The sequence below is a fragment of the Ruegeria sp. AK11 genome (genome assembly GCF_056541095.1).
Genome location: NZ_JBQFXU010000002.1, coordinates 244336 through 264870, shown reverse-complemented (window position 1 = coordinate 264870; position 20535 = coordinate 244336). Strand labels below are relative to the sequence as shown.

Sequence of the window (20535 nt, the reverse complement as noted above, 5' to 3'; positions counted from 1 at the left end):
TTGAAGTGTATCGCGCTGAGAGGAAATGGCAAAAGCAATGAGCGGACAAAAACCTGTGAAACCCTCGCCCGACGGATTGGCCGCATCGGTTAAAGCCGCCAAAACCCGAGGTTTACCGCCCGTTCACCTGTGGAATCCCCCGTTTTGTGGCGATCTGGACATTCGTGTCGCAAAAGATGGTACATGGAGTTATTTAGGCTCGCCCATCAATCGGTTCGAGCTTGTGAAGCTTTTTTCCTCAATTCTTAAGAAAGAAGACGGGAAATATTATCTGGTTACTCCGGTTGAAAAGGTGGGAATCACTGTCGAGGACGCGCCCTTCATCGCCGTGGATTTCGAGCAAACCGGCGAAGGTCAGACGCAGAACCTGACCTTTCGCACACAAGTGGACGGCATCGCTGTTGCAGGGCCCGCTCATCCGATCCGGGTTGTTATTGATCCCGCAACAGAAGAACCGTCACCCTACATATTGATCCGCGCCAACCTCGAAGCCCGCATAGACCGCAAAAGTTTTTACCGCCTCGTCGAGATTGGCAGCCACCATGAGGGCTGGTTTGGTGTCTGGTCAGGTGGACAGTTCTTCCCGCTCATCCCTTCAGCAGATCTTGGCTGACCGAGATGCGCGATCCTGGGCCAGTACTACGGCCAAAGCAACCACGCCCGCGCCCAGCGCACGGGTCCAATTCCAGTCTTCCCCCAACATCAGCATGATCAGCATCACGTAAAACGGGGCGATATTGATGTGAAACGAAGCCAGCGCCACGCCCAGCTTGCCCACGGCCGAGATGAACAGCACCTGGCTGAGCCCCAGTGATATCAAGGCATAGATCCCAAGCATCCCCCATTGCTGCCCATCAATGGCAGCGGTTGGCAACACATCCATTCCCAGCTGGGCCGCCCCAAAACTCAACACCGCGGCCATGAGCAACCCACCGACGAAGGTAATCGTACAGCGCCCGATCTGACTAAGTTCGGGGAAGTCGCGCGCAGTGGCCATGCTGCCCCAGCAAAACAGGCCCGTTGCAAGGATCGCCAGAACCGCGCCCAGCCCCAGCTGTTCGGGCGCGGCGGTGCTGGTTGCAATCAGCCCACCCAGAACCGACACCAGAACACCCAACGCAAAGGTCCACTTCAGCCGTCGGGTTCCTGCCATCAGCTCCAGTACCGTTGCCAGCAAAGGCGCGCAGGATGCAATGATCGCGACTGTCACCGGGTCCGTCATTTTCTGCGCAACGATCAGCAGAAACATGGCAAAGCCAAAACCAAAGCCGCCGACAACCATCGCCCGGCCCCATCTTGCGCGTAACACTCTGCTGGGGCCATCCAGCAGGATCCAGACCGGTATCAGAACGGCGATCGCCAGCGCCAGGCGCGCGGTCAGCAATGCAACAGGGGGCCAGGTTTGCAGCAAAACTTCCGCCGCCGGGAACCCCGCCGCCCAGGTAATCATGGAGGCAACCGCCAACCCATTCCCTGACAACGCAGGGTTTCGGCCACCAGACATAGCGGTAGTTGCCCCGCGTACGGGTTCCGGGCTCATCGCCATTGGATTCGGACCTTTTGTTAATGCGGCACCCGTAATGACGCGCCGCGCTGTGCTGACCCTTGCTGATTCGGAGCAAGCGATCTGGTCGATTTTCGACAATCTGTCGTTTTCGATCCCTTCCCCGAAAATCATCCCTTGGTTATGGTCGGATCAACACAACCACTGACCGCTCATGCCCAGATTTGCTGCCAACCTTTCACTGCTATTTACCGAAATGCCTTACCTGGAGCGGTTTCAGGCTGCGTCAGATGCCGGGTTCACAGCGGTCGAGGTCTTGTTTCCTTACGACATCGCCGCGACGGAAACCCGCCGCGCCTTGCTTGCCAACGGGTTGGAGCTTGTGCTGATCAACGCACCACCGCCCAACTACACCGGCGGTGCGCCGGGTTACGCAGCAATCCCCGATGGTCAATCGCGGTTCCAGTCGGACATTCGCCGTGTCCTGCGATATGCAAGGGTGCTACGCCCCGGCCTGATCCACATCATGTCCGGATACGCTACCGGGCCGGATGCATTGAGTTGTTTTGTGCAAAATCTGCAATGGGCCGCCGATTTCGCCCCACAGCAACAATTCACCATCGAGCCGCTCAACCCGGTTTCACAGCCCGGATATTTTTTGAACGATTACGATCTGGCAGCAGAGGTGCTCAACCAGGTGGATCGCCCGAATGTCGGCCTGCAATATGACAGCTTTCACGCCCATATGATCCATGGCGACGCGCTGGCTGTCTGGGACCGCTTTCATCCGCAGGTGGTCCATGCCCAAGTTGGCGCAGCCCCGGATCGCACGGAACCGGGTCGCGGACCAACGGATTTCAAGGCCTTGTTCTCGGCCATGGACGCGGCAGGTTATAGCGGCTGGATCAGCGCGGAATACACACCCTCAACTCAACGCACCTGCGACACACTCGACTGGATGCGGGACTTGCACTGGTAATTTTCATTCAGATACCGCACATCAAGGGCATTGCGACCATTAGGATGCCTGCCTTGATACCAGCCCGCTATGCCCGTGCCGTTTTCAGCCTGATCATGTCCGGCCTCATGTCCTTGATTGTAACGGGGATCGCGACGGTCAAAGCAATCGGGTTTAACCCCGGCACAGTTGGCGACTGGATGGCGTCCTGGGCATTTTGCTGGCCCATTGCCTTCACCGTAATCCTGCTGTTTGGCCCGTCCGTGCAACGAATGGTGAACCGTATGGTCAGGCCGCAGGGCTGACCCGCTGCAAGGACAGCCCGCCGAGGACTGATGAACAACGCCGCTAGTGCGCCTCAGCCCAGTTTGCACCCTTCCCGGCATCCACGACCAGCTTCACATCCAGTTTGACCGCAGGATCCGAAGCGCCCTCCATCACGTCTCGGGCCACGTCGATCACCTGATCCACTGCATCTTCGGCCACTTCGAACAGCAACTCGTCGTGAACCTGCAACAGCATCCTGGCAGGCAACCCGTTGATCGCATCGGGCATTCGCACCATCGCGCGCCGGATCACATCCGCCGCCGTACCTTGAATTGGCGCATTGATCGCTGCGCGGCGCGAGAACCCGGCATGTGGCCCTTTGGCATTGATCTCGGGCGTGTGAATCTTGCGCCCGAACAGGGTTTGCACATAGCCGTGCTCTTTCGCGAATTCGACTGTGTCGTCCATATAACGGCGAATGCCTGGGAAACGTTCGAAATAACGATCAATAAAGCCCTGCGCCTCGGCCCGCGGAATGCGCAGGTTTCGGGCCAGACCAAAGCCCGAGATGCCGTAGATCACACCGAAATTGATTGCCTTTGCCTGACGGCGGATTTCAGGCGTCATCTCATCCAACGGCACATCAAACATCTCGGACGCGGTCATGGCGTGAATATCCAAACCGTCCGAAAATGCCTGTTTCAGAGCCGAAATATCGGCGATATGGGCCAGAATCCGCAACTCGATCTGGCTGTAGTCGAGGCTTACCAACACATTGCCCGGCTCGGCGATGAAAGCCTCACGAATACGCCGCCCTTCTTCTGTCCGCACCGGAATGTTTTGCAGGTTCGGATCGGTCGAGGCCAGACGCCCTGTATTTGCTCCGGTGATCGAATAAGACGTATGCACCCGACCTGTGTCGGGGTTGATATGGGTCTGCAGCGCGTCGGTATAGGTCGATTTCAGCTTGCTCAGCTGCCGCCAGTCCAGAACACGGCGCGGCAGTTCATGCTCGGTTGCGAGGTCTTCCAGAATATCAGCGCCGGTCGAGTATTTGCCGGTCTTGCCTTTCTTGCCACCTTCCAGACCCATTTTGTCGAACAGGATTTCGCCCAGCTGAGCAGGCGACCCGACATTAAAGCTTCCTCCGGCCAGCTCGTGAATTTCAGCCTCTAACCCGGCCATTTTCTGGGCAAATGCGTTGGACATCCGGCTCAGGACATCACGGTCGACCTTGATGCCATGCATCTCCATCTCGGCCAGCACCGGCACAAGCGGCCGTTCCAGCGTCTCATAGACCGTGGTCACCTGCGCCCGGTGCAACTGCGGCTTGAACAGCTGCCACAAACGCAAGGTGATGTCCGCATCTTCGGCGGCATAAGCCGTGGCCTCGTCAATCGCGACCTTGTCGAAGGTAATTGCCGATTTTCCCGACCCCAGCAGCGGTTTGATCGGGATTGGTGTGTGGCCCAGATAACGCTCGGACAAGGTGTCCATCCCATGCCCATGCTCACCGCCATGCATGGCGTAGGACATCAGCATCGTATCGTCGATGGGTACCACGTCGATGCCATACCGCCTGAAGATCTTGGCATCATATTTCATGTTCTGCCCGATCTTGAGGACCGACAGGTCCTCGAGCATCGGTTTCAAAAGCCTCAGGGCCTCATCCAATTGCATCTGCCCTTCTGCCAAAGCATCCGAGCCAAACAGATCATCCGCTGATCCATCGCGGTGGGTCAACGGGATGTAACAGGCTTCTCCGGCCTCGACACACAGCGAAATACCCACCAGACCGGCAATCATCTCGTTCAGGCCCGTGGTCTCTGTGTCCACAGCAACCCAACCACGCTCATAGGCCTGGTCAATCCACTTTTGCAGGGCCGCTGCATCACGCACGCATTCGTATTTCGAGCTGTCAAACGGGATCACCTCGGCCTCGACCGCTTCCACCGCTGGCGCAGGGGCGTCGGCAATCACCGGAGCCTCAACCCCCAGCTTGTCAGCGATACGCTTGGTGAGGGTGCGGAACTCCATCTCAGCCAGAAACGCCAACAGCGTGTCCGCATCGGGGTCCTTCACCTCAAGGTCGTCCAAGGTGAAATCCAGCGGTGTATTCTCGTCCAGTTGAACCAGTTTCTTCGAAAGCTCGATCTGGTCTCGCATTTCGATCAGGGTCTGGCGGCGTTTAGGCTGCTTGATCTCATCTGCCCGGTCCAGCAGGGTCTCCAGATCGCCGAATTCGTTGATCAGCAAAGCCGCCGTCTTGACCCCGATTCCCGGTGCCCCCGGAACATTGTCGACGCTGTCACCGGCCAACGCCTGAACATCGACCACACGTTCCGGTCCGACCCCGAACTTCTCGACCACGCCATCCCGGTCAATGCGTTTGTTCTTCATCGCATCCAGCATTTCGACGCCGTCCCCGACCAGCTGCATCAAATCCTTGTCGGAACTCACGATGGTCACACGGCCACCTGCATCCCGCGCCTGAACGGCGAGGGTCGCAATAATGTCGTCAGCCTCATAACCCTCCATCTCCTTGCAGGCGATGTTGAACGCTTTTGTCGCCTCGCGGGTCAGCGGCATCTGTGGGCGCAAATCCTCGGGCATCGCCTCGCGGTTGGCCTTGTAGAGGTCGTAAAGATCGTTCCGGAAAGTATGAGAACCTTTATCAAAGATCACTGCCACATGGGTCGGCGCATCTGCCCCGGTGTTTCCCTCGACATATTTCTGCAGCATGTTGCAAAAGCCCGAAACAGCCCCAATCGGCAACCCATCCGACTTGCGGGTCAGTGGCGGCAGCGCATGATAGGCCCGGAAAATAAAGGCCGATCCGTCGATCAGATGCAGGTGACACCCTTTTCCGAAATTCGTGGTCATTTCGCGCCCTCTCTGATCGTTTGCGAAAACACTAATGCCACGGGCGCAACGATAGAGCCACCCGCACCGCAGCCGCAAACTTCATCTTTTCATAAATACTCAATGCCCAGACAGGGCAACACAGGCTCAGGCGTCAGTCTGATGCCCGGCCAGAACATATTTGCAGTCGCAATAGGGGCATTCAACCCAGCCTGCGTCTTCTGGAATTTGCAGCCACACGCGCGGATGGCCCAACGCACCTTCGCCGCCATCACAGGCAACACGGGCGGTTTCGACGATCTTGGTTTCCGGCGCTTCGATGGTCACGGCTGGCGATCCTTCTTCGGTTGTCGGCCACGCGGGCATGTATTAGGTGCGTTTATGAGCGATGATCAAACCGGGGGCAAGTGCCACATGTGCGACGCGGCAATCAGGATCGAAGGGCTGCGCAAAACCTATCGCGGAGGCAAGGGTCAGCCCGAAAAGCATGCGCTGAAAGGCATTGACCTGACCGTCCCGCGCGGCTCGGTTTTTGGTCTGCTGGGCCCGAATGGTGCCGGAAAATCGACCCTGATCAATATTCTGGCTGGTCTGGTGGTAAAATCGGCGGGTCGCGTGGCGATCTGGGGCTTCGACCAGGATCAGAATCCACGCCAGTCGCGATCGGCCATTGGTGTAATGCCACAAGAGCTCAACCTCGACCCGTTTTTCACCCCGCGCGGCGCGCTTGAGGTTCAGGCCGGTCTCTATGGCGTTCCGAAATCCCAACGGCGCAGTGATCAGATTCTGGAATTGGTCGGTCTCAGCGACAAGGCCGAGGCCTATGCCCGCACTCTTTCGGGCGGTATGCGGCGGCGGTTGCTGCTGGCCAAGGCACTGGTGCATCACCCGAAAATCCTTGTGCTTGATGAACCCACAGCGGGAGTGGATATCGAACTGCGCCAGATGCTCTGGGCCAATGTGCGCAAGCTGAACGAACAGGGCATGACCATCATCCTGACCACCCACTACCTGGAAGAAGCGCAGGAGATGTGCGACGAGATCGCCATTATCAACCACGGTGAAAAGGTCGCGCAGGACAGCACCGCCAACCTGCTGGGCCGCATGGACAGCCGCACCATGGTGATTGTGCCCGACAGCCCGATCATTGATCTGCCTGCGTCAGAAGGCGTCGAGGCAGCTCTCCGCAATGATGGCAGCCTTGTCCTGCAATACCGAAACATCCAGACCAGCGCCGAACAGGTTCTGGAATCGGTACGCGCCGCGAATATCCGCATCCGCGACGTCCGCACCGAAGAGGCCGATCTTGAGGACGTATTCCTTGCCCTGACCTCGTCCCGTACCGAAGATCATCCGGCGGATGATCAGGATCAGCCACGCCGGGGCATCCACCGCGTCAAGCTTTAAGCCCGGTCTATTCGCGCCTGATAGCAGTTATTCCGCGCAGATCGCACGTGAATATAGGCAACGTCGGATCGGGAAAAGATATCCCTGACTTTTGCGCCGATCTGATCCGTCGGCGTGATCGCCCCGGTGCCATAGACGATCCTGTCATCCGTACCGTAGCCCTTGATCAGATAGTCGGGCGAGGTGGACAGAATTTCGGGCAGCGCGTCTTCCTCGTACCGGTCACATGGTGTTGCACACAAAAAGATCGGGCCGGTTTCCGCATAGGGATGTGTCTTTGAAAAAGGTCGATGTGCCAATATCAGCATCTCATCGCCCTCGGGGATATGTCGCAGGCAGTGGCGGCACGGGTTACCTGCACCCGTCGAAACAGCGCGTTCCGGCGTTGAACCATATGCATCCGCGCCACCTGCCTGAAGGGCGCGTACATCGTTGGTGGGCAAAGCGGTGATTTTGAACATCTCGGATCTCCTTTTTTGCTGACCATGCCCGTGCGACCGGACCCAATCGACCCGTTTCCTGCGCAAAGGACTCGAAAAAGAACAAAACGTGAATATAATGTGGAATCGCCATGTATGCCGAGCTGTCGATCACGTCGAATTTTACCTTCCTCACCGGGGCGTCGCACCCCGAGGAGTATATGGAGCGTGCCGTCACCCTGGGCCTACCCGCCATTGCGATTGCCGATGACAACTCGGTCGCCGGGATCGTCCGCGCCCATACTCAGGCGCGCGAGATCGCCCGCAAGGTCCGCGAACGGCTGGCGTGGGAGGCACAGAATACCTCAATCGGTCCACCCTGCCCCGATCACATCCCCAGGCCGCCCTCCTATCCCATCCACGCGGTTCCCCGCCTGATCCCGGCGGCGCGGCTGATCTTCACCGATGCGCCCACGGTCACCGCTCTGCCCCTGAACCGGCAGGGCTGGGCCAACCTGTGTCGCATCCTCTCCAAAGGCCGCCTGCGCGCCGAGAAAGGCGACTGCATCCTGCACCTGTCTGACCTGCTCGAATTTTCCGATGGCCTCCACCTGCTGCTGTGGCCACAGGCGGCGGGCTCTCCGGGCGGCACGGGCGCGTGGCGGACACAGGCGCAGCAGCTGACGCGCCGCTTTGCCGGGCGGATGCATCTGTTGATGCACCCCCGGTATGATGGCGCCGATAGCGCATTTTTCTCTTTATTAGAGACTGAAGCAAAACAGCTTGGCATCCTAACGCTCGCCAGCGCGACACCGATGATGCACCACGGCACCCGCCGCAAACTGGGCGATGTGCTGACTGCCATCCGCCTGCGTCGCAAAGTGGATGCATTGGGTCGGGACGCTTTGGCCAATGGTGAACAGCGCCTGCGCTCCGAGGCCGAGATGCTACGCATCTTCAAAGGTCATGAGGGGGCCGTTGCCCGCGCTTATGCGCTCAGCGAACAACTCACGTTCTCGCTGGACGAGCTGCGTTATGAATACCCCAACGAGGGCAGCACACAAGAAACCCCGACCCAGCGCCTGCACCGTCTGGCGCATGAGGGGTTGAAATGGCGTTATCCCGCCGGGGCGCCCGAAAAGGCGAAAAAAATGCTGGCGCATGAGCTGACGCTGATTGGCAAGCTGAAATACGAACCCTACTTCCTGACCGTCCGCGATATCGTCCATTTCGCCCGTTCGCGCAGCATCCTCTGCCAGGGGCGCGGATCGGCTGCCAACTCGGTCGTTTGCTTTTGCCTCGGCATCACCGAGGTCAGCCCCGAGATGGGCACCATGGTGTTTGAACGCTTCGTCTCCGAGGCGCGCGATGAACCGCCAGACATAGACGTCGATTTCGAACATGAACGCCGCGAAGAGGTGATCCAGCACATCTATGACCGCTATGGCCGCGAACGCGCGGGCCTCTGCGCCACTGTCGTGCATTATCGCGGCAAACGCGCCATCCGCGAGGTTGGACGCGCCATGGGCCTGACCGAAGATACAATCTCGGCGCTTTCCTCACAGCTTTGGGGTTTTTTCTCGGCCTCGGGGCTTGAGGCGCAACGGATGCGCGAAATTGGCCTCGACCCCGAAGATCGGCGCCTGAAACAGACTCTAATGCTGGTTTATGAGATCGACGGCTTTCCCCGCCACCTCTCGCAGCATGTGGGAGGATTCATCATCACCGAGGGTCGGCTGGATGAGCTTGTCCCCATCGAAAACGCCACGATGGAGGGTCGCACGGTCATCTGCTGGGACAAGGACGATATCGACAGTCTTGGCATCCTCAAGGTCGATGTCCTCAGCCTCGGGATGCTCACCTGCATCCGCAAGGCGTTTGACCTGATCGGCCAGCACCACCAGACCAGCTATACCCTTGCCACCCTGCCACCCGAGGATCCGGCAGTCTATGACATGCTCTGCAAGGCGGACAGCATCGGCGTGTTTCAGGTGGAATCACGTGCACAGATGAACTTCCTGCCGCGGATGCGGCCGCGTAATTTCTATGATCTGGTGATCGAGGTTGCCATCATCCGCCCCGGCCCCATTCAGGGCGACATGGTCCACCCCTATATCCGCCGCCGGAACGGAGAGGAGGAGGTCAGCTTCCCCTCGGACGCGCTGGGCGAGGTGCTGGGCAAAACGCTGGGCGTACCGCTGTTTCAGGAACAGGCAATGCAGATCGCCATTGTCGGCGCGGGCTTCACCCCGGAACAGGCCGATCGGCTGCGCCGCTCGCTGGCGACCTTCAAGAAACATGGCAATGTCAGCGAGTTCCGCGCGCTCTTTTTGCGCGGGATGAAGCGCAACGGGTATGAACAGGATTTCGCGGAACGTTGCTTTTCCCAGATCGAAGGCTTCGGCTCGTACGGTTTCCCCGAAAGCCACGCGGCCAGTTTTGCGCTGCTGGTCTATGCCTCGGCATGGATCAAATGCCACCATCCGGGCATCTTCGCCTGCGCCCTGCTGAACTCGCAGCCGATGGGGTTCTACGCGCCGGCCCAGATTGTACGGGATGCGCGCGAGCATGGGGTGCAGGTGCGCCCGGTCTGCATCAATGCCAGCTTTTGGGACAATGTGATGGAGCCTGATGGTCATGGCGGGCTAGCGCTGCGGCTGGGCTTTCGCCAGATCAAGGGCCTGAGCGAGGAAGACGCCAGCTGGCTGACCGCCGCGCGCGGCAACGGCTACACCCAGGTCGACGATGTCTGGCGCCGCGCAGGCCTTGGGCCGTCGGTGATCGAACGGCTGGCCGAGGCTGATGCCTTCGCCGCCTGCGACCTGACCCGGCGCGAGGCGCTGTGGCAGGCCAAGGCAATTGCCACAGCCAAGCCTCTGCCCCTGTTTTCGCAAGATCTGGAGGGCGAGGCGCTGGACGAACCCGAGGCTTATCTGCCGCAAATGACGCTGGGCGAACAGGTGGTCGAAGATTACGTCGCCACCCGCCTCAGCCTGCGGGCGCACCCGGTGGCCCTGCTGCGGCATCTGCTGACACCGGATGGGCGCGACAAAACCACCTCTGTTCCGTAACCCCGGAACACCCTATCTGCCAAAAAACAGAGGCGAAATTCAGGCCGTCATGACCAGACCCATCCTTCCCCCGCGCTTTCCCGCGACGCCCGAGCAGATCAACGCGCAAGTTCGCGCCTTTTATGCCCGTGTCCGGCAAGACGCGGTTCTTGGACCCGTATTCGCAAACCACGTCACCGACTGGTCCGCGCATGAAGACAAGATCGCCGCCTTCTGGCGCAATGCCATCCTGTATGAGCGCTGCTATGACGGCAATCCGCAACGGGTCCATATCGAACGGCCCGATGTGAAACCGGAATTCTTTGCCCATTGGCTGGATCTGTTCGAGGAGGTCGCCGCCCGGACCCTGCCCGCGGAAACGGCCACACCGTGGGTCGCCTTGGCCCGCCGCATCGGTGTCGGCATGAAGGCAGGTGTCCAATCCGCACGACAGCCCAAAGACGCGCCGCCGATCCTGCGATGATCCCGGATCATGGCGGCCATGCGATGTTAGCGATAAAATAAGGGCTATTCGCGCCCTCGGAATAGGGTTAAGCAGCACTACGGACAGCCGGGAACCCTGCCTGCGCTGCTATGATGTATCGTCACCATACCAACATAGGCCGAGGCCGGATTGATGAGTGCTCAAAACAACACCCTGCGGGGGCTTGGCTATGCATTTCTGGGATTTGCCGTCTTTGCCAGCCACGACGCGCTGATCAAGGTGCTGGGCGGCACCTATTCAGTGATGCAGATCATCTTTTTCGCCACGCTGTTTTCGTTCGTTCCAATGGCCGTCACGATCCTGGCCGACCGCACGACGGGAAATTTTCTGCCGCATCATCCATGGCTGGTTTTGCTGCGCTCGGGCCTGATGGTAACGGCTATGTCCTGCGCGTTTTACGCGTTTTCGGTTCTGCCACTGGCCGAGGTCTATTCCCTGCTGTTCTCATTCCCGCTGATCGTCACGGTGCTGTCGATCCCGATACTGGGTGAAGTGGTCCGCGTTCAGCGCTGGGCTGCGGTTGGTGTCGGCCTGATCGGTGTCCTGATCGTTCTGCGCCCCGGTGCAACGGATATCACACTGGGCCACATGGCCGCCCTGATGGCCGCCTTCTGCAGCGCCTTTGCCTCGGTCCTGGTGCGCAAGATCGGGAATGAGGAGCGCTCGGCCGTGCTGATCCTCTATCCGATGTTGCTGGCTATCGTTGTGATGAGCCTTGCCCAACCGGCTGTATATCAGCCGCCGTCCCTGCTGCATCTGGCGATGATGGCGCTGGTTGGGGTGTTCTCGGTCATCGCGCAACACCTGATCATTCTGGCCTACCGCGCCGCACCCGCCGGTGTCGTCGCCCCCAGCCAGTACAGCCAGATCATCTGGGCGACGCTGTTTGGCATGATCTTCTTCGACGAGCGCCCTGACATCTGGGTCGCCGTCGGTGCCAGCATCATCATCGCATCCGGTGTCTATGTTGTTTGGCGAGAAAGCCGGGCCAACACCACCTCGGTCAACACCCCGGTTCTGCGGGTTCGTTCACCCCGGGCAGACACAGGGGCAACACGGCCTGGAAAGTAGGTCTAAAAAACGGCGCGCCGATCAGCGCGCCGTTTTCGACAACTTTGGTGTTTACTCTTAGTAAATCACCACCGAACGGATACTTTCGCCCTTATGCATCAGGTCAAAGCCGTGGTTGATGTCGTCCAGACCCATGGTGTGGGTGATCATCGGGTCGATCTCGATTTTGCCTTCCATGTACCAGTCGACGATCTTGGGCACGTCCGTGCGCCCACGCGCACCACCAAATGCGGTACCGCGCCACGAACGGCCGGTGACCAGCTGGAATGGCCGGGTCGAAATTTCGGCCCCTGCAGGTGCCACGCCAATGATGATCGACTCACCCCAGCCCTTATGCGCCGATTCAAGTGCTGCACGCATCACGCCGACATTGCCTGTGGCGTCAAACGTATAATCCGCACCGCCCTTGGTCAGGTTGACGAGATACGGCACCAGATCGCCTTCAACCTCTGACGGGTTCACGAAGTCGGTCATGCCGAACCTGGTGGCCATTTCCACCTTGGAGGGATTCAGGTCGACGCCGACGATCTGGTCTGCTCCGGCCAGACGCAGGCCCTGAATGACGTTCAGGCCGATACCGCCCAGACCAAACACGATTGCACGGCTGCCGATTTCCACCTTGGCCGTGTTGATGACCGCGCCGATACCGGTTGTGACACCACAGCCGATATAGCAGATCTTGTCGAACGGCGCATCCTCGCGCACCTTGGCCAGCGCGATTTCAGGCAGAACCGTGTGGTTCGAGAAGGTCGAGCAGCCCATGTAATGCAGGATCGGATCGCCATCCAAGGTCGAGAAACGAGAGGTGCCATCGGGCATCAGACCCTTGCCCTGTGTTTCCCGGATCGCCTGACACAGGTTGGTCTTGGGGTGCAGACAGTATTCACACTCGCGACATTCGGGGGTGTAAAGCGGGATCACATGATCGCCCGGCTTCAGGCTGGTCACTCCTGGGCCGACCTCGACCACCACGCCTGCGCCTTCATGGCCCAGAATGGCCGGAAACAAGCCTTCGGGGTCGGCACCCGACAGAGTGAATTCGTCGGTATGACAGATGCCGGTGGCCTTGATCTCGACCAGAACCTCGCCCGCCTTGGGGCCTTCGAGGTTTACATCCATCACTTCCAAAGGTTTGCCTGCCTGAATGGCGACGGCGGCACGGGTACGCATGCTACTTATCTCCCTGTCACTTTTGCCCCGACCCTGCGTCAATTACAGGGTGTTTTCAACCGTGCTTTCATGGCAGGTTGGCTAATTAATTGATATTGCAGAAACGACATTGCCAGAATGAGGAACGCCAATGCATCGATTTTTCCCGATCCTGATCTTTCTGGCGGCCTGCGCTGAGACCCCGCCCGCGCCCGAAGACGCTTTGCTGCCACCGGAACCTGCCCCGGTCGATCTGGCCTTTTGTCAGGGCGAAGATTTTTCGGATACCGTTGGCCAGCCGGTTTCGAACATTCAGGCAAACCTGCCCGCACGGTCGCGCGTGCTGGGCCCGGATGGCATCGCCACACAGGATTACCGCATCGACCGGCTGAACGTGTACGTGAATGGCGACGGGATCATCCTGCGGCTGACCTGCGGATAAGGGCGGACTCGACTCAGGCATCGATTCTCACTTAAGAACAAAGTAAGAACATTGTGATGCCTGCAAATGCCCAAACGCCGAATACTTTCGCTATGGTTCCCCCGTCTGGGGGCTGAACGGCTGATCCGCGCTGCGCGGGGGTTGCATACCGGGCCTTTGGCCATCGTGGCCGAACAGTCGAACATGCAGGTTATTACCTCAGTGAATGCCGATGCGCAGGCTGTCGGGCTGCGTATCGGCCAGCCGGTGCGGGATGCTCATGCCATGTGTGCCAACCTGATCACGCGGCACCGTAACGCCCCGGCCGAAGCCGCGTTCCTGGCCGCGTTGCGTCGCTGGGCGGGAAAGTTCAGCCCATGGGTGGCCGAAGAGGCCCCGGACGGGCTGATCGTCGATCTGTCAGGTTGCGCCCATCTGTTTGGCGGAGAGGAGGCGTTGCTGAACGTTCTTGAAACCGATTGCGCGGATATGGGCCTCAGCGTACAGATTGGCATCGCCGACACGCTGGGCGCAGCCTGGGCTTTGGCGCGCTATGCGGGGCAGGCGGCCACATCCGACCGCAATGGCGACGCCATCAGTCAGGAGGCCCGTGCCACCCGCGCCCGGGCGGGTAAACGGCGGCACTGGACCAAAGGCGGCACCGCGCCGCAAGTGAGGGCCCTGGGCGGAGGCGCGCGGATCGCACCGCCGGGTCAATCTTATGGCGCACTCAGCCCCCTGCCTATCGCCGCGCTGCGATTGGAAGATCAGGTTGTCGTGCAGCTGAACCGTCTGGGCCTGCGCCGCATCGGCGATCTGCTGGGTCAACCCCGCGCCAGCCTTGCGCGGAGGTTTGGACGCGGGCTGGTTCTGCGGTTGGATCAGGCCATGGGCAGCGCGCCCGAGCCTGTTTCGCCCGCCCGCCCGCCGCACCATTTCGCGGTGCGGATGACCCTGCCCAACCCGATTGGTCTGGTTGAGGATGTCATGGCTGCGGTTGATCGGGTTCTGCCAACGCTTTGCACCAAGCTGGAAGAAAAGGGGCGCGGTGCCCGCACCCTGCGGCTGGAGGCGCACCGCGCCGATCAGGCAGCTGAGGTTATCGAGGTCGGCCTGGCCCGCCCAACTTACGATAAATACCGCATTCGCCCTTTGTTAGAGATGAAAGTTGACAAGATCGACGCAGGCTACGGCATCGACATGCTGCGGCTTGAGGCGGTTCAGACAGAACCCATCCACGCCCGTACCGTGGCCGGCCATGCCGAAGCCCGCCGTGTGGCCCGCAACCGGCTGGCGGGCAACACCGCCGTGGATGATCTGATCGGCAAGCTGGGCGCGCGGGTGGGGCTTGAGGCGATCACCCGGCGCCATCCCGCGGCCTCGCACATCCCTGAGAAAACGGCGCAAACGCTGGCGGCGGCATGGTCGGAACCTGCCCGCGACTGGCCTGCGCCGCCACGCCCCCGCCCCCTGCTGATGTGGCAGCCTGAGCCGGTGATGGCACCGGAAACCCCTGACGTGCCCAGCGCCTTTCGCTGGCGCGGGCGTAACTGGCAGCTGGCGCAGGCCACCGGCCCGGAACGGATCGCACCGGAATGGTGGCTGGATGACCCGAACTGGCGCAGCGGCGTGCGGGACTACTGGGTTGTGGTGACACAGCAGGGCGAGCGGTTGTGGCTGTTTTACGGCCATGGCGGAACCATGTCTGCAGGCTGGTTCTGTCACGGGCAGTTTGGTTAGGGTCTATTTCCCTCGGTACACCAACAGATCCGGCAGATAGTCAATCAGACGGATAAACCACGAGAATGGTGCAGGAAAATCCGTACGGAAACGGCGCCGCGACATCGCCTTGACCACACGACCCGCCGCATCCTCGGGGCTCATCAGCATGGGCATCCTGAAGCTGTTTTTCTCAGTCAGTCGGGTCTTGATGAAGCCGGGATTAATGATCCGCACGGTCACGCCGGTGCCCGCCAGATCGTGGCGCATCGTTTCCGCCAGAGAAATCAGTGCCGCCTTGCTGGCCCCATATCCGATGGCCGCTGGCAACCCGTGATAGCCCGCGAGCGACCCGATCAGCGTAATATCCCCCCGACCTGCCTTGACAAGGTCCGGAACGGTTTCACCCAACACACGCAAAGCACCCAGATAGTTCACATCACCCATCCTGAGCGACGCTTCTGTATCCCAATCCGCCGAGCGCACGGGGTCATACGCGCCGGCATTGTAAACCAGCCCATCGACCAGACCCGCCTCGGCCACAGCCCCGCGAACAGAGTCTAAATCGGTGACATCGCACCGGATCGCACGGGCATTGGGAAGCTCGGAGCAGATGTCAGCCAAACGTTCGGAATTACGCGCCGACAAGATCAAATGCGCGCCGCTGTCGCTTAGCGCATTAGCCAAAGCACGACCCAAACCTTCGCTTGCGCCGATGATCCAATAGGTTTTTCCGTCAAAGCTGCTCATGCGCGGGCCGATTCAGTCATGTTTCATATTCTACGGGCCCGTGACGTAGTTGGATCAAATGCGATCGCGCTTCTGACAAAACTTCCAACCGGATTGATCCAGCTGCACCTACCCCGCGTATTTCATTCTAAGAACCACATAACGAGGCTGGAATGTTCGACGAAACCCAGGGTGTACGGAAGAAAATCGCAGTTGTTGGTGCAGGTATTTCAGGCCTTTCAGCCGCCTACTACCTTTCAGAAAACAATGACGTGACCCTCTATGAGGCGGAACCGCGTTTAGGTGGCCATGCCCGCACAGTCATGGCCGGGAAGAACGGCGATCAACCGGTGGATACTGGTTTCATCGTCTTCAACTACGCAACCTATCCTTTTCTGACCCGACTTTTTGATGAGCTCAATGTTCCCGTGATCGAAAGCGAAATGAGTTTTGGAGCGACAATCGACAATGGTCGTATCGAATATGGTTTGAACAATCTGCGCACCCTGACCGCGCAGAGGCGCAATCTTGCGCGCCCTGCCTATTACAAGATGATTGCCGACATTCTGCGCTTTGGCAAAAAGGCTCCGGAGGCTGCAAGAGATGACGACACCACGATTGGTGAGTTGGTGGATCAGCTTCGTCTGGGACACTGGTTCCGCCACAACTATCTGATGCCAATGTGTGGGGCGATCTGGTCAACTCCGGTTGAACTGGTGGATCAGTTCCCTGCACGCTCATTGGTGCAGTTCTTTCGAAATCACGCCCTTCTGGCCAGTGGCCGCGCAAATCAACACCAGTGGTACACAGTTAAAGGTGGCAGTATCGAATATGTCCGCAGGATCGATGCCGCCCTACGGGCACGAGGGGCGGCAATCCGTTTGGCCAGTCCGGTTCAGAACATTTCCCGGAGTGAGACAGGTGTTACGGTCCGCAGTCAGGGTGCGGTGGATCAGTTTGATGAGATCATCCTGGCTACCCACTCTGACCAATCGCTTGCCATTTTGGGCGGGAATGCCACCCCGGCGGAAACCGCTGCACTGGGCGCAATTCGGTTCCAACCCAACACCGCCACCCTGCATTGTGATCCTGGCCAGATGCCAAAGCGGCGTGCATGCTGGTCCAGCTGGACCTATCGATCACAGGCCGGAGACGTAGGCGTTACATATTGGATGAATCGACTACAGAACATACCGGACAACGACCCGCTTTTTGTGACGCTGAACGCCTCGACAGAGATTCCAGCGGATAAAATCTATGATCAGGTCGAATTTGCCCACCCGGTATTCGACAAAGCCGCCCTGAAAGCACAGGGGCATATTCGCGAGATACAAGGACAGAACCGAACCTGGTTCGCCGGTGCGTATAACCGGCACGGATTTCACGAAGACGGGATCGCCAGCGCGATGCATGTTGTTGAGCGGATAAATGGTGCCCCGCAAACAATCGGAGCTGAATATGCCATTCTTGGACAAAATCCGGCCATCTCTGTTGCCGCCGAATAGCGGGATGTTGCGCGCGAGCCTTCTAAGCCTTTCCTTGCTGGCCCCCACTGGGTTGATCGCGTCGCCTGTGACGGAAGAGTTGGATGGTGCACAACTTCGCGGAACTGCAACCTTCCGCTATCTCGGGTTTCCGATTTACGACGCCAAGCTTTACACACCCAAAGGTGCTTCGTTCAGTTGGAGTGAAGATTTCGGGCTTCAGCTGACATACCGTAAAAGCATCAAGAAGAATGCGCTGGTCAACTCGACGCTCGGCGAGATGAAACGCGTCGGCCACCCTGCCCCGGTCGGCGACCAACTGGACGTGTGTTTTAGGGGTGTCACCAAGGGTGACAGTTATCTGGCGGTGTCCGACGGGCCAGACAAGGTCAGTTTCTGGCTGAACGGTCGAAAGACCTGCACAATGGCATATCCGGGCATCAAACGCAGTTTCATGTCGGTTTTCCTCGGCGAAAACACACGGTCAGCGTCCTTCACCCAGATGCTTCAGGGAAAGTGATGCTTTACCCTCGGGTCAGCTTATACGCGCTGATGCTCGCTGCGGCGGGCATCCCGCTATACATTCATCTACCGCGATTTGCGGCGGTGAATCTGGGCATTGGACTGGGGGTGATTGGCACCGTCTTGCTGATGATCCGATTGGTCGATCTGGTACAGGACCCACTGATCGGTTGGGCGATAGATAGATGGCCCGGTGGCCAGCTTGTCTTTGCGTCCATGGCAGCTCTCGGCCTTGCCATTGGATTTCCGGCGCTGTTCAGCCTGCAACAAGGCGCAGATGTACTGACATTGATTGTTCTTCTGATACTGTTGTTTTCGGCTTATAGCCTGGGGACTATCCTGCTCTACGGGCGAAGTGCGACGCTAGCAAAACGCGCGGATGCGAAGGAGTTGATGACCCTCGCCGCTTATCGGGAAGGCGGACAACTGACAGGCGTTATCATCGCGGCAAGTGCCCCTGCCCTTTTTGTTGCCGCCGGAGCCCACGCGCAAGGCTATCCCGCATTTGGTCTGTTTCTGGGTCTGTTATCGGTCGCAACCCTTTTGTTGACTGTTCCGATCTGGCGGCGGCCCCCAATCACCGGATCCGGTCTGTCTTTCGCAAGCCTGGGCAAGGCCGGGGGTTTGCGCTTTCTGGTGCTGGCTTTGATCAACAGCCTGCCTGTGGCCACCACATCGACCCTGTTTCTCTTTTTCGTAGAGGACCGTTTGCAACTGCCCGGCAAAGCCGGACCGTTGCTGATCCTGTTTTTCCTCAGCGCGGGCGCAAGCGTGCCGCTTTGGGCAAAGCTCAGCAACAAAATTGGCTCGAAACAGACACTGATAATTGCGATGCCGCTTTCCATCGCGGGGTTTATCGGTGCCGCCACACTGAGCGCTGGGAACCTCACCGGTTTTGCGTTGATTTGCCTCGCCTCGGGTGCCGCTCTGGGCGCGGATATGGTCGTGCTGCCCGCCATGTTTTCGGTCACTTTGACCCGAGCCGGTCTTAACGCGTCCACAGCGTTTGGTATCTGGTCCTTTGCTGGCAAGCTGGGCCTGGCTCTGGCAGCCTTTATTACCCTGCCATTGCTGGAGCGCAGTGGCTTCACCCCCGGTCAAACCAATTCCGCCCAAGCGCTTGATTCACTCAATCTCGCCTACGCGGTGCTGCCCTGCATCCTGAAACTTGGGGCCTTTGGAATGGTCCTGACCCTGCCAACCGAGGTTACAAGCAAATGAATGCTTTCGCCATCATCCTGCTGGCTCTGCTGATTGCAATGTTTTTCCGCGCCCGACTGCTGAGCTTTCGTGCGCAGACCCCGTCAGACTATGCCGGTACTGGGCCCATCTTTTCGCTGAAAAGGCATCTGAACGGTGAAATCCTGTCCGAGGGTCTGATCTATGGCCCCAATGGCAGGATGTCGAACAGCTTTGTGGCCCGCATGATCGGTGAGTGGAATGGGAACACCGGCACACTTTCCGAGTTCTTCACGTACTCAAATGGCAAAAAGATGAACCGTAAATGGTATCTGACGCTAGGCACCAGAAATACGTTCACGGCAACAGCAGAGGATATCGTTGGCGAAGGTCACGGCACGATATCCGGCGCAACGATCAAGCTGACCTACAGGATCATTCTGCCCAAAGACGCAGGAGGACACACACTGGATGTTACAGACTGGATGTATCTGACAGAACATGGCGTCATTATGAATCGTTCCGAGATGCGTAAGTTTGGCATCAAGGTTGCTGAGCTCGTTGCAACAATGCGCCCGACCCCCAAATCACATCCGATCCACGTAGGTGGCGCAAATGAGTATAGCACCACTTCAGAAAGGCGGCTGGTGCAATGATCACAGGTCGCTCTCTGATTACATGCGTTTCCGTCGCAAGCTTTGCACTTCTGGTTGCCTGCTCTGGCAAACCGAAGGTTCCGACAACTTTTCTGTCTGAACGGCAACTGAACCTCGAGGAATTCTTCGACGGAAAGACCGTAGCTTACGGGCAGTTTCAGGATGTGTTGGGGAATGTTCCACGCAGATTTGAAGTCGATATCGACGGCACATGGGACGGGAAAACCCTGACACTGGTCGAGGATTTTATCTACGACGACGGCGCAACTGAACAGCGCATCTGGACGTTGACAAAGACTGGCGATGACACGTGGACTGGTACTGCGCCCGGTGTGCTGGGAACCGCCAGCGGGACCGAAAGGGGCGACACCTTCAACTGGAAATACAAAATTGACCTGCCTGTCAAAGATGGCACGATGCGCGTCAGTTTTGACGACTGGATGTGGCTGCTGACCGAGGACCGTCTGTTAAACCGCGCTTACGTCTCACGCTTTGGCGTACGCCTCGGCGAAGTTTTCCTGATCTTTGAAAAAGAATAGATTCCGCTATTTCCATCCAGACGTTGCCCATCAATAAAATATGAACTCGTCCACCGGCACCTGTACCAGACGCCTTGCTGCGTCTGCCATGTTT

At 58.8% G+C, this 20535-nt stretch carries 20 protein-coding genes; 14 read left to right on the top strand and 6 right to left on the bottom strand.

From position 1 onward, the window contains the following. Positions 1–37 precede the first annotated feature (37 nt). Positions 38–613 (top strand): DUF1285 domain-containing protein, encoded by a 576-nt coding sequence (locus ACR0D9_RS08845; RefSeq protein ID WP_480538452.1) that lies wholly within the window; start codon positions 38–40, stop codon positions 611–613. Here ACR0D9_RS08845 and ACR0D9_RS08840 read toward each other — a convergent pair. Beyond that, positions 596–1450, bottom strand: a complete 855-nt coding sequence (locus tag ACR0D9_RS08840; RefSeq protein WP_480487897.1) for a DMT family transporter — start codon at positions 1448–1450, stop codon at positions 596–598. The two genes, ACR0D9_RS08845 and ACR0D9_RS08840, sit on opposite strands and share 18 nt — an antisense overlap. Positions 1451–1718: 268 nt before the next feature. Between ACR0D9_RS08840 and ACR0D9_RS08835 the strand changes: the two genes are divergently transcribed. Together ACR0D9_RS08835 and ACR0D9_RS08830 are read left to right on the top strand one after the other, a co-directional pair. Further along, the gene (locus ACR0D9_RS08835) at positions 1719–2483 is read left to right on the top strand and encodes a hydroxypyruvate isomerase family protein (RefSeq protein ID WP_480482667.1); all 765 of its coding nucleotides are present in this window, start codon (positions 1719–1721) and stop codon (positions 2481–2483) included. Positions 2484–2536: 53 nt separating this feature from the next. Next, positions 2537–2767, top strand: coding sequence for a DUF2798 domain-containing protein (locus tag ACR0D9_RS08830; RefSeq protein ID WP_480474477.1), 231 nt, complete (start codon positions 2537–2539; stop codon positions 2765–2767). Positions 2768–2810: 43 nt separating this feature from the next. Here the strand turns inward: ACR0D9_RS08830 and polA are convergent, their stop codons facing one another. Further along, positions 2811–5612 (bottom strand): DNA polymerase I, encoded by a 2802-nt coding sequence (polA, locus tag ACR0D9_RS08825; protein WP_480538450.1) that lies wholly within the window; start codon positions 5610–5612, stop codon positions 2811–2813. A 126-nt stretch (positions 5613–5738) separates the two neighbouring features. Continuing rightward, the gene (locus ACR0D9_RS08820; protein ID WP_267364399.1) at positions 5739–5918 is read right to left on the bottom strand and encodes a zinc-finger domain-containing protein; all 180 of its coding nucleotides are present in this window, start codon (positions 5916–5918) and stop codon (positions 5739–5741) included. 87 nt (positions 5919–6005) lie between these two features. Between ACR0D9_RS08820 and ACR0D9_RS08815 the strand changes: the two genes are divergently transcribed. Then, positions 6006–6998, top strand: a complete 993-nt coding sequence (locus tag ACR0D9_RS08815; protein ID WP_480538568.1) for an ABC transporter ATP-binding protein — start codon at positions 6006–6008, stop codon at positions 6996–6998. On the opposite strand, the gene ACR0D9_RS08810 is transcribed toward ACR0D9_RS08815, so the two are convergent. Beyond that, a complete protein-coding gene (locus ACR0D9_RS08810; RefSeq protein ID WP_480506580.1) occupies positions 6995–7459 on the bottom strand; it encodes a DUF1203 domain-containing protein in 465 nt (154 codons plus the stop codon). The genes ACR0D9_RS08815 and ACR0D9_RS08810 overlap by 4 nt on opposite strands. A gap of 110 nt (positions 7460–7569) precedes the next feature. Between ACR0D9_RS08810 and ACR0D9_RS08805 the strand changes: the two genes are divergently transcribed. From ACR0D9_RS08805 to ACR0D9_RS08795, 3 genes are all read left to right on the top strand, one after another. Then, positions 7570–10488, top strand: a complete 2919-nt coding sequence (locus tag ACR0D9_RS08805; RefSeq protein WP_480482661.1) for an error-prone DNA polymerase — start codon at positions 7570–7572, stop codon at positions 10486–10488. Between the two features lie 49 nt (positions 10489–10537). Beyond that, entirely contained in the window at positions 10538–10951 is a 414-nt protein-coding gene (locus tag ACR0D9_RS08800; RefSeq protein ID WP_480538448.1) for a group III truncated hemoglobin, read from the top strand. A 153-nt stretch (positions 10952–11104) separates the two neighbouring features. Then, a complete protein-coding gene (locus ACR0D9_RS08795) occupies positions 11105–12043 on the top strand; it encodes a DMT family transporter (protein WP_209505203.1) in 939 nt (312 codons plus the stop codon). A gap of 57 nt (positions 12044–12100) precedes the next feature. Here ACR0D9_RS08795 and ACR0D9_RS08790 read toward each other — a convergent pair whose 3' ends face one another. Beyond that, entirely contained in the window at positions 12101–13213 is a 1113-nt protein-coding gene (locus tag ACR0D9_RS08790) for an S-(hydroxymethyl)glutathione dehydrogenase/class III alcohol dehydrogenase (protein WP_267364409.1), read from the bottom strand. Positions 13214–13343: 130 nt separating this feature from the next. Between ACR0D9_RS08790 and ACR0D9_RS08785 the strand changes: the two genes are divergently transcribed. Both ACR0D9_RS08785 and ACR0D9_RS08780 read left to right on the top strand, forming a co-directional pair. Further along, a complete protein-coding gene (locus tag ACR0D9_RS08785; protein WP_480538445.1) occupies positions 13344–13634 on the top strand; it encodes an I78 family peptidase inhibitor in 291 nt (96 codons plus the stop codon). Between the two features lie 66 nt (positions 13635–13700). Further along, complete coding sequence (locus ACR0D9_RS08780) at positions 13701–15353, top strand: DUF6504 family protein (protein ID WP_480482653.1); 1653 nt, start codon at positions 13701–13703, stop codon at positions 15351–15353. A gap of 3 nt (positions 15354–15356) precedes the next feature. Here ACR0D9_RS08780 and ACR0D9_RS08775 read toward each other — a convergent pair whose 3' ends face one another. Further along, a complete protein-coding gene (locus ACR0D9_RS08775; RefSeq protein ID WP_480538443.1) occupies positions 15357–16082 on the bottom strand; it encodes an SDR family NAD(P)-dependent oxidoreductase in 726 nt (241 codons plus the stop codon). Between the two features lie 152 nt (positions 16083–16234). Here ACR0D9_RS08775 and ACR0D9_RS08770 point away from each other — a divergent pair, with 152 nt between their 5' ends. The 5 genes from ACR0D9_RS08770 to ACR0D9_RS08750 are packed head-to-tail and all read left to right on the top strand — an operon-like array spanning position 16235 to position 20441. After that, positions 16235–17566 (top strand): NAD(P)/FAD-dependent oxidoreductase, encoded by a 1332-nt coding sequence (locus ACR0D9_RS08770; RefSeq protein ID WP_480487908.1) that lies wholly within the window; start codon positions 16235–16237, stop codon positions 17564–17566. A gap of 4 nt (positions 17567–17570) precedes the next feature. Next, positions 17571–18065 (top strand): hypothetical protein, encoded by a 495-nt coding sequence (locus tag ACR0D9_RS08765; protein WP_245220513.1) that lies wholly within the window; start codon positions 17571–17573, stop codon positions 18063–18065. After that, positions 18065–19288: an MFS transporter gene (locus ACR0D9_RS08760; RefSeq protein ID WP_480538441.1), complete on the top strand. Its 1224-nt coding sequence runs from the start codon at positions 18065–18067 to the stop codon at positions 19286–19288. The genes ACR0D9_RS08765 and ACR0D9_RS08760 overlap by 1 nt, the downstream gene beginning before the upstream one ends. After that, positions 19285–19902 (top strand): DUF3833 domain-containing protein, encoded by a 618-nt coding sequence (locus ACR0D9_RS08755; RefSeq protein ID WP_480487912.1) that lies wholly within the window; start codon positions 19285–19287, stop codon positions 19900–19902. The genes ACR0D9_RS08760 and ACR0D9_RS08755 overlap by 4 nt, the downstream gene beginning before the upstream one ends. Beyond that, positions 19899–20441 carry a DUF3833 domain-containing protein gene (locus ACR0D9_RS08750; protein ID WP_480538439.1) on the top strand — a complete coding sequence of 181 codons (543 nt, stop codon included), beginning with the start codon at positions 19899–19901 and terminating at the stop codon, positions 20439–20441. Before ACR0D9_RS08755 ends, ACR0D9_RS08750 begins: the two co-directional genes overlap by 4 nt. Positions 20442–20535 lie beyond the last annotated feature (94 nt).

Bases quoted from the DNA above. Each gene is read 5' to 3' on its own strand.
- ACR0D9_RS08845 (WP_480538452.1), top strand. From the start codon at position 38: ATGAGCGGACAAAAACCTGTGAAACCCTCGCCCGACGGATTGGCCGCA.
- ACR0D9_RS08840 (WP_480487897.1), bottom strand. From the start codon at position 1,450: ATGATTACCTGGGCGGCGGGGTTCCCGGCGGCGGAAGTTTTGCTGCAA.
- ACR0D9_RS08835 (WP_480482667.1), top strand. From the start codon at position 1,719: ATGCCCAGATTTGCTGCCAACCTTTCACTGCTATTTACCGAAATGCCT.
- polA (WP_480538450.1), bottom strand. From the start codon at position 5,612: ATGACCACGAATTTCGGAAAAGGGTGTCACCTGCATCTGATCGACGGA.
- ACR0D9_RS08815 (WP_480538568.1), top strand. From the start codon at position 6,006: ATGTGCGACGCGGCAATCAGGATCGAAGGGCTGCGCAAAACCTATCGC.
- ACR0D9_RS08810 (WP_480506580.1), bottom strand. From the start codon at position 7,459: ATGTTCAAAATCACCGCTTTGCCCACCAACGATGTACGCGCCCTTCAG.
- ACR0D9_RS08805 (WP_480482661.1), top strand. From the start codon at position 7,570: ATGTATGCCGAGCTGTCGATCACGTCGAATTTTACCTTCCTCACCGGG.
- ACR0D9_RS08800 (WP_480538448.1), top strand. From the start codon at position 10,538: ATGACCAGACCCATCCTTCCCCCGCGCTTTCCCGCGACGCCCGAGCAG.
- ACR0D9_RS08795 (WP_209505203.1), top strand. From the start codon at position 11,105: ATGAGTGCTCAAAACAACACCCTGCGGGGGCTTGGCTATGCATTTCTG.
- ACR0D9_RS08790 (WP_267364409.1), bottom strand. From the start codon at position 13,213: ATGCGTACCCGTGCCGCCGTCGCCATTCAGGCAGGCAAACCTTTGGAA.
- ACR0D9_RS08785 (WP_480538445.1), top strand. From the start codon at position 13,344: ATGCATCGATTTTTCCCGATCCTGATCTTTCTGGCGGCCTGCGCTGAG.
- ACR0D9_RS08780 (WP_480482653.1), top strand. From the start codon at position 13,701: ATGCCCAAACGCCGAATACTTTCGCTATGGTTCCCCCGTCTGGGGGCT.
- ACR0D9_RS08775 (WP_480538443.1), bottom strand. From the start codon at position 16,082: ATGAGCAGCTTTGACGGAAAAACCTATTGGATCATCGGCGCAAGCGAA.
- ACR0D9_RS08770 (WP_480487908.1), top strand. From the start codon at position 16,235: ATGTTCGACGAAACCCAGGGTGTACGGAAGAAAATCGCAGTTGTTGGT.
- ACR0D9_RS08765 (WP_245220513.1), top strand. From the start codon at position 17,571: ATGTTGCGCGCGAGCCTTCTAAGCCTTTCCTTGCTGGCCCCCACTGGG.
- ACR0D9_RS08760 (WP_480538441.1), top strand. From the start codon at position 18,065: ATGCTTTACCCTCGGGTCAGCTTATACGCGCTGATGCTCGCTGCGGCG.
- ACR0D9_RS08755 (WP_480487912.1), top strand. From the start codon at position 19,285: ATGAATGCTTTCGCCATCATCCTGCTGGCTCTGCTGATTGCAATGTTT.
- ACR0D9_RS08750 (WP_480538439.1), top strand. From the start codon at position 19,899: ATGATCACAGGTCGCTCTCTGATTACATGCGTTTCCGTCGCAAGCTTT.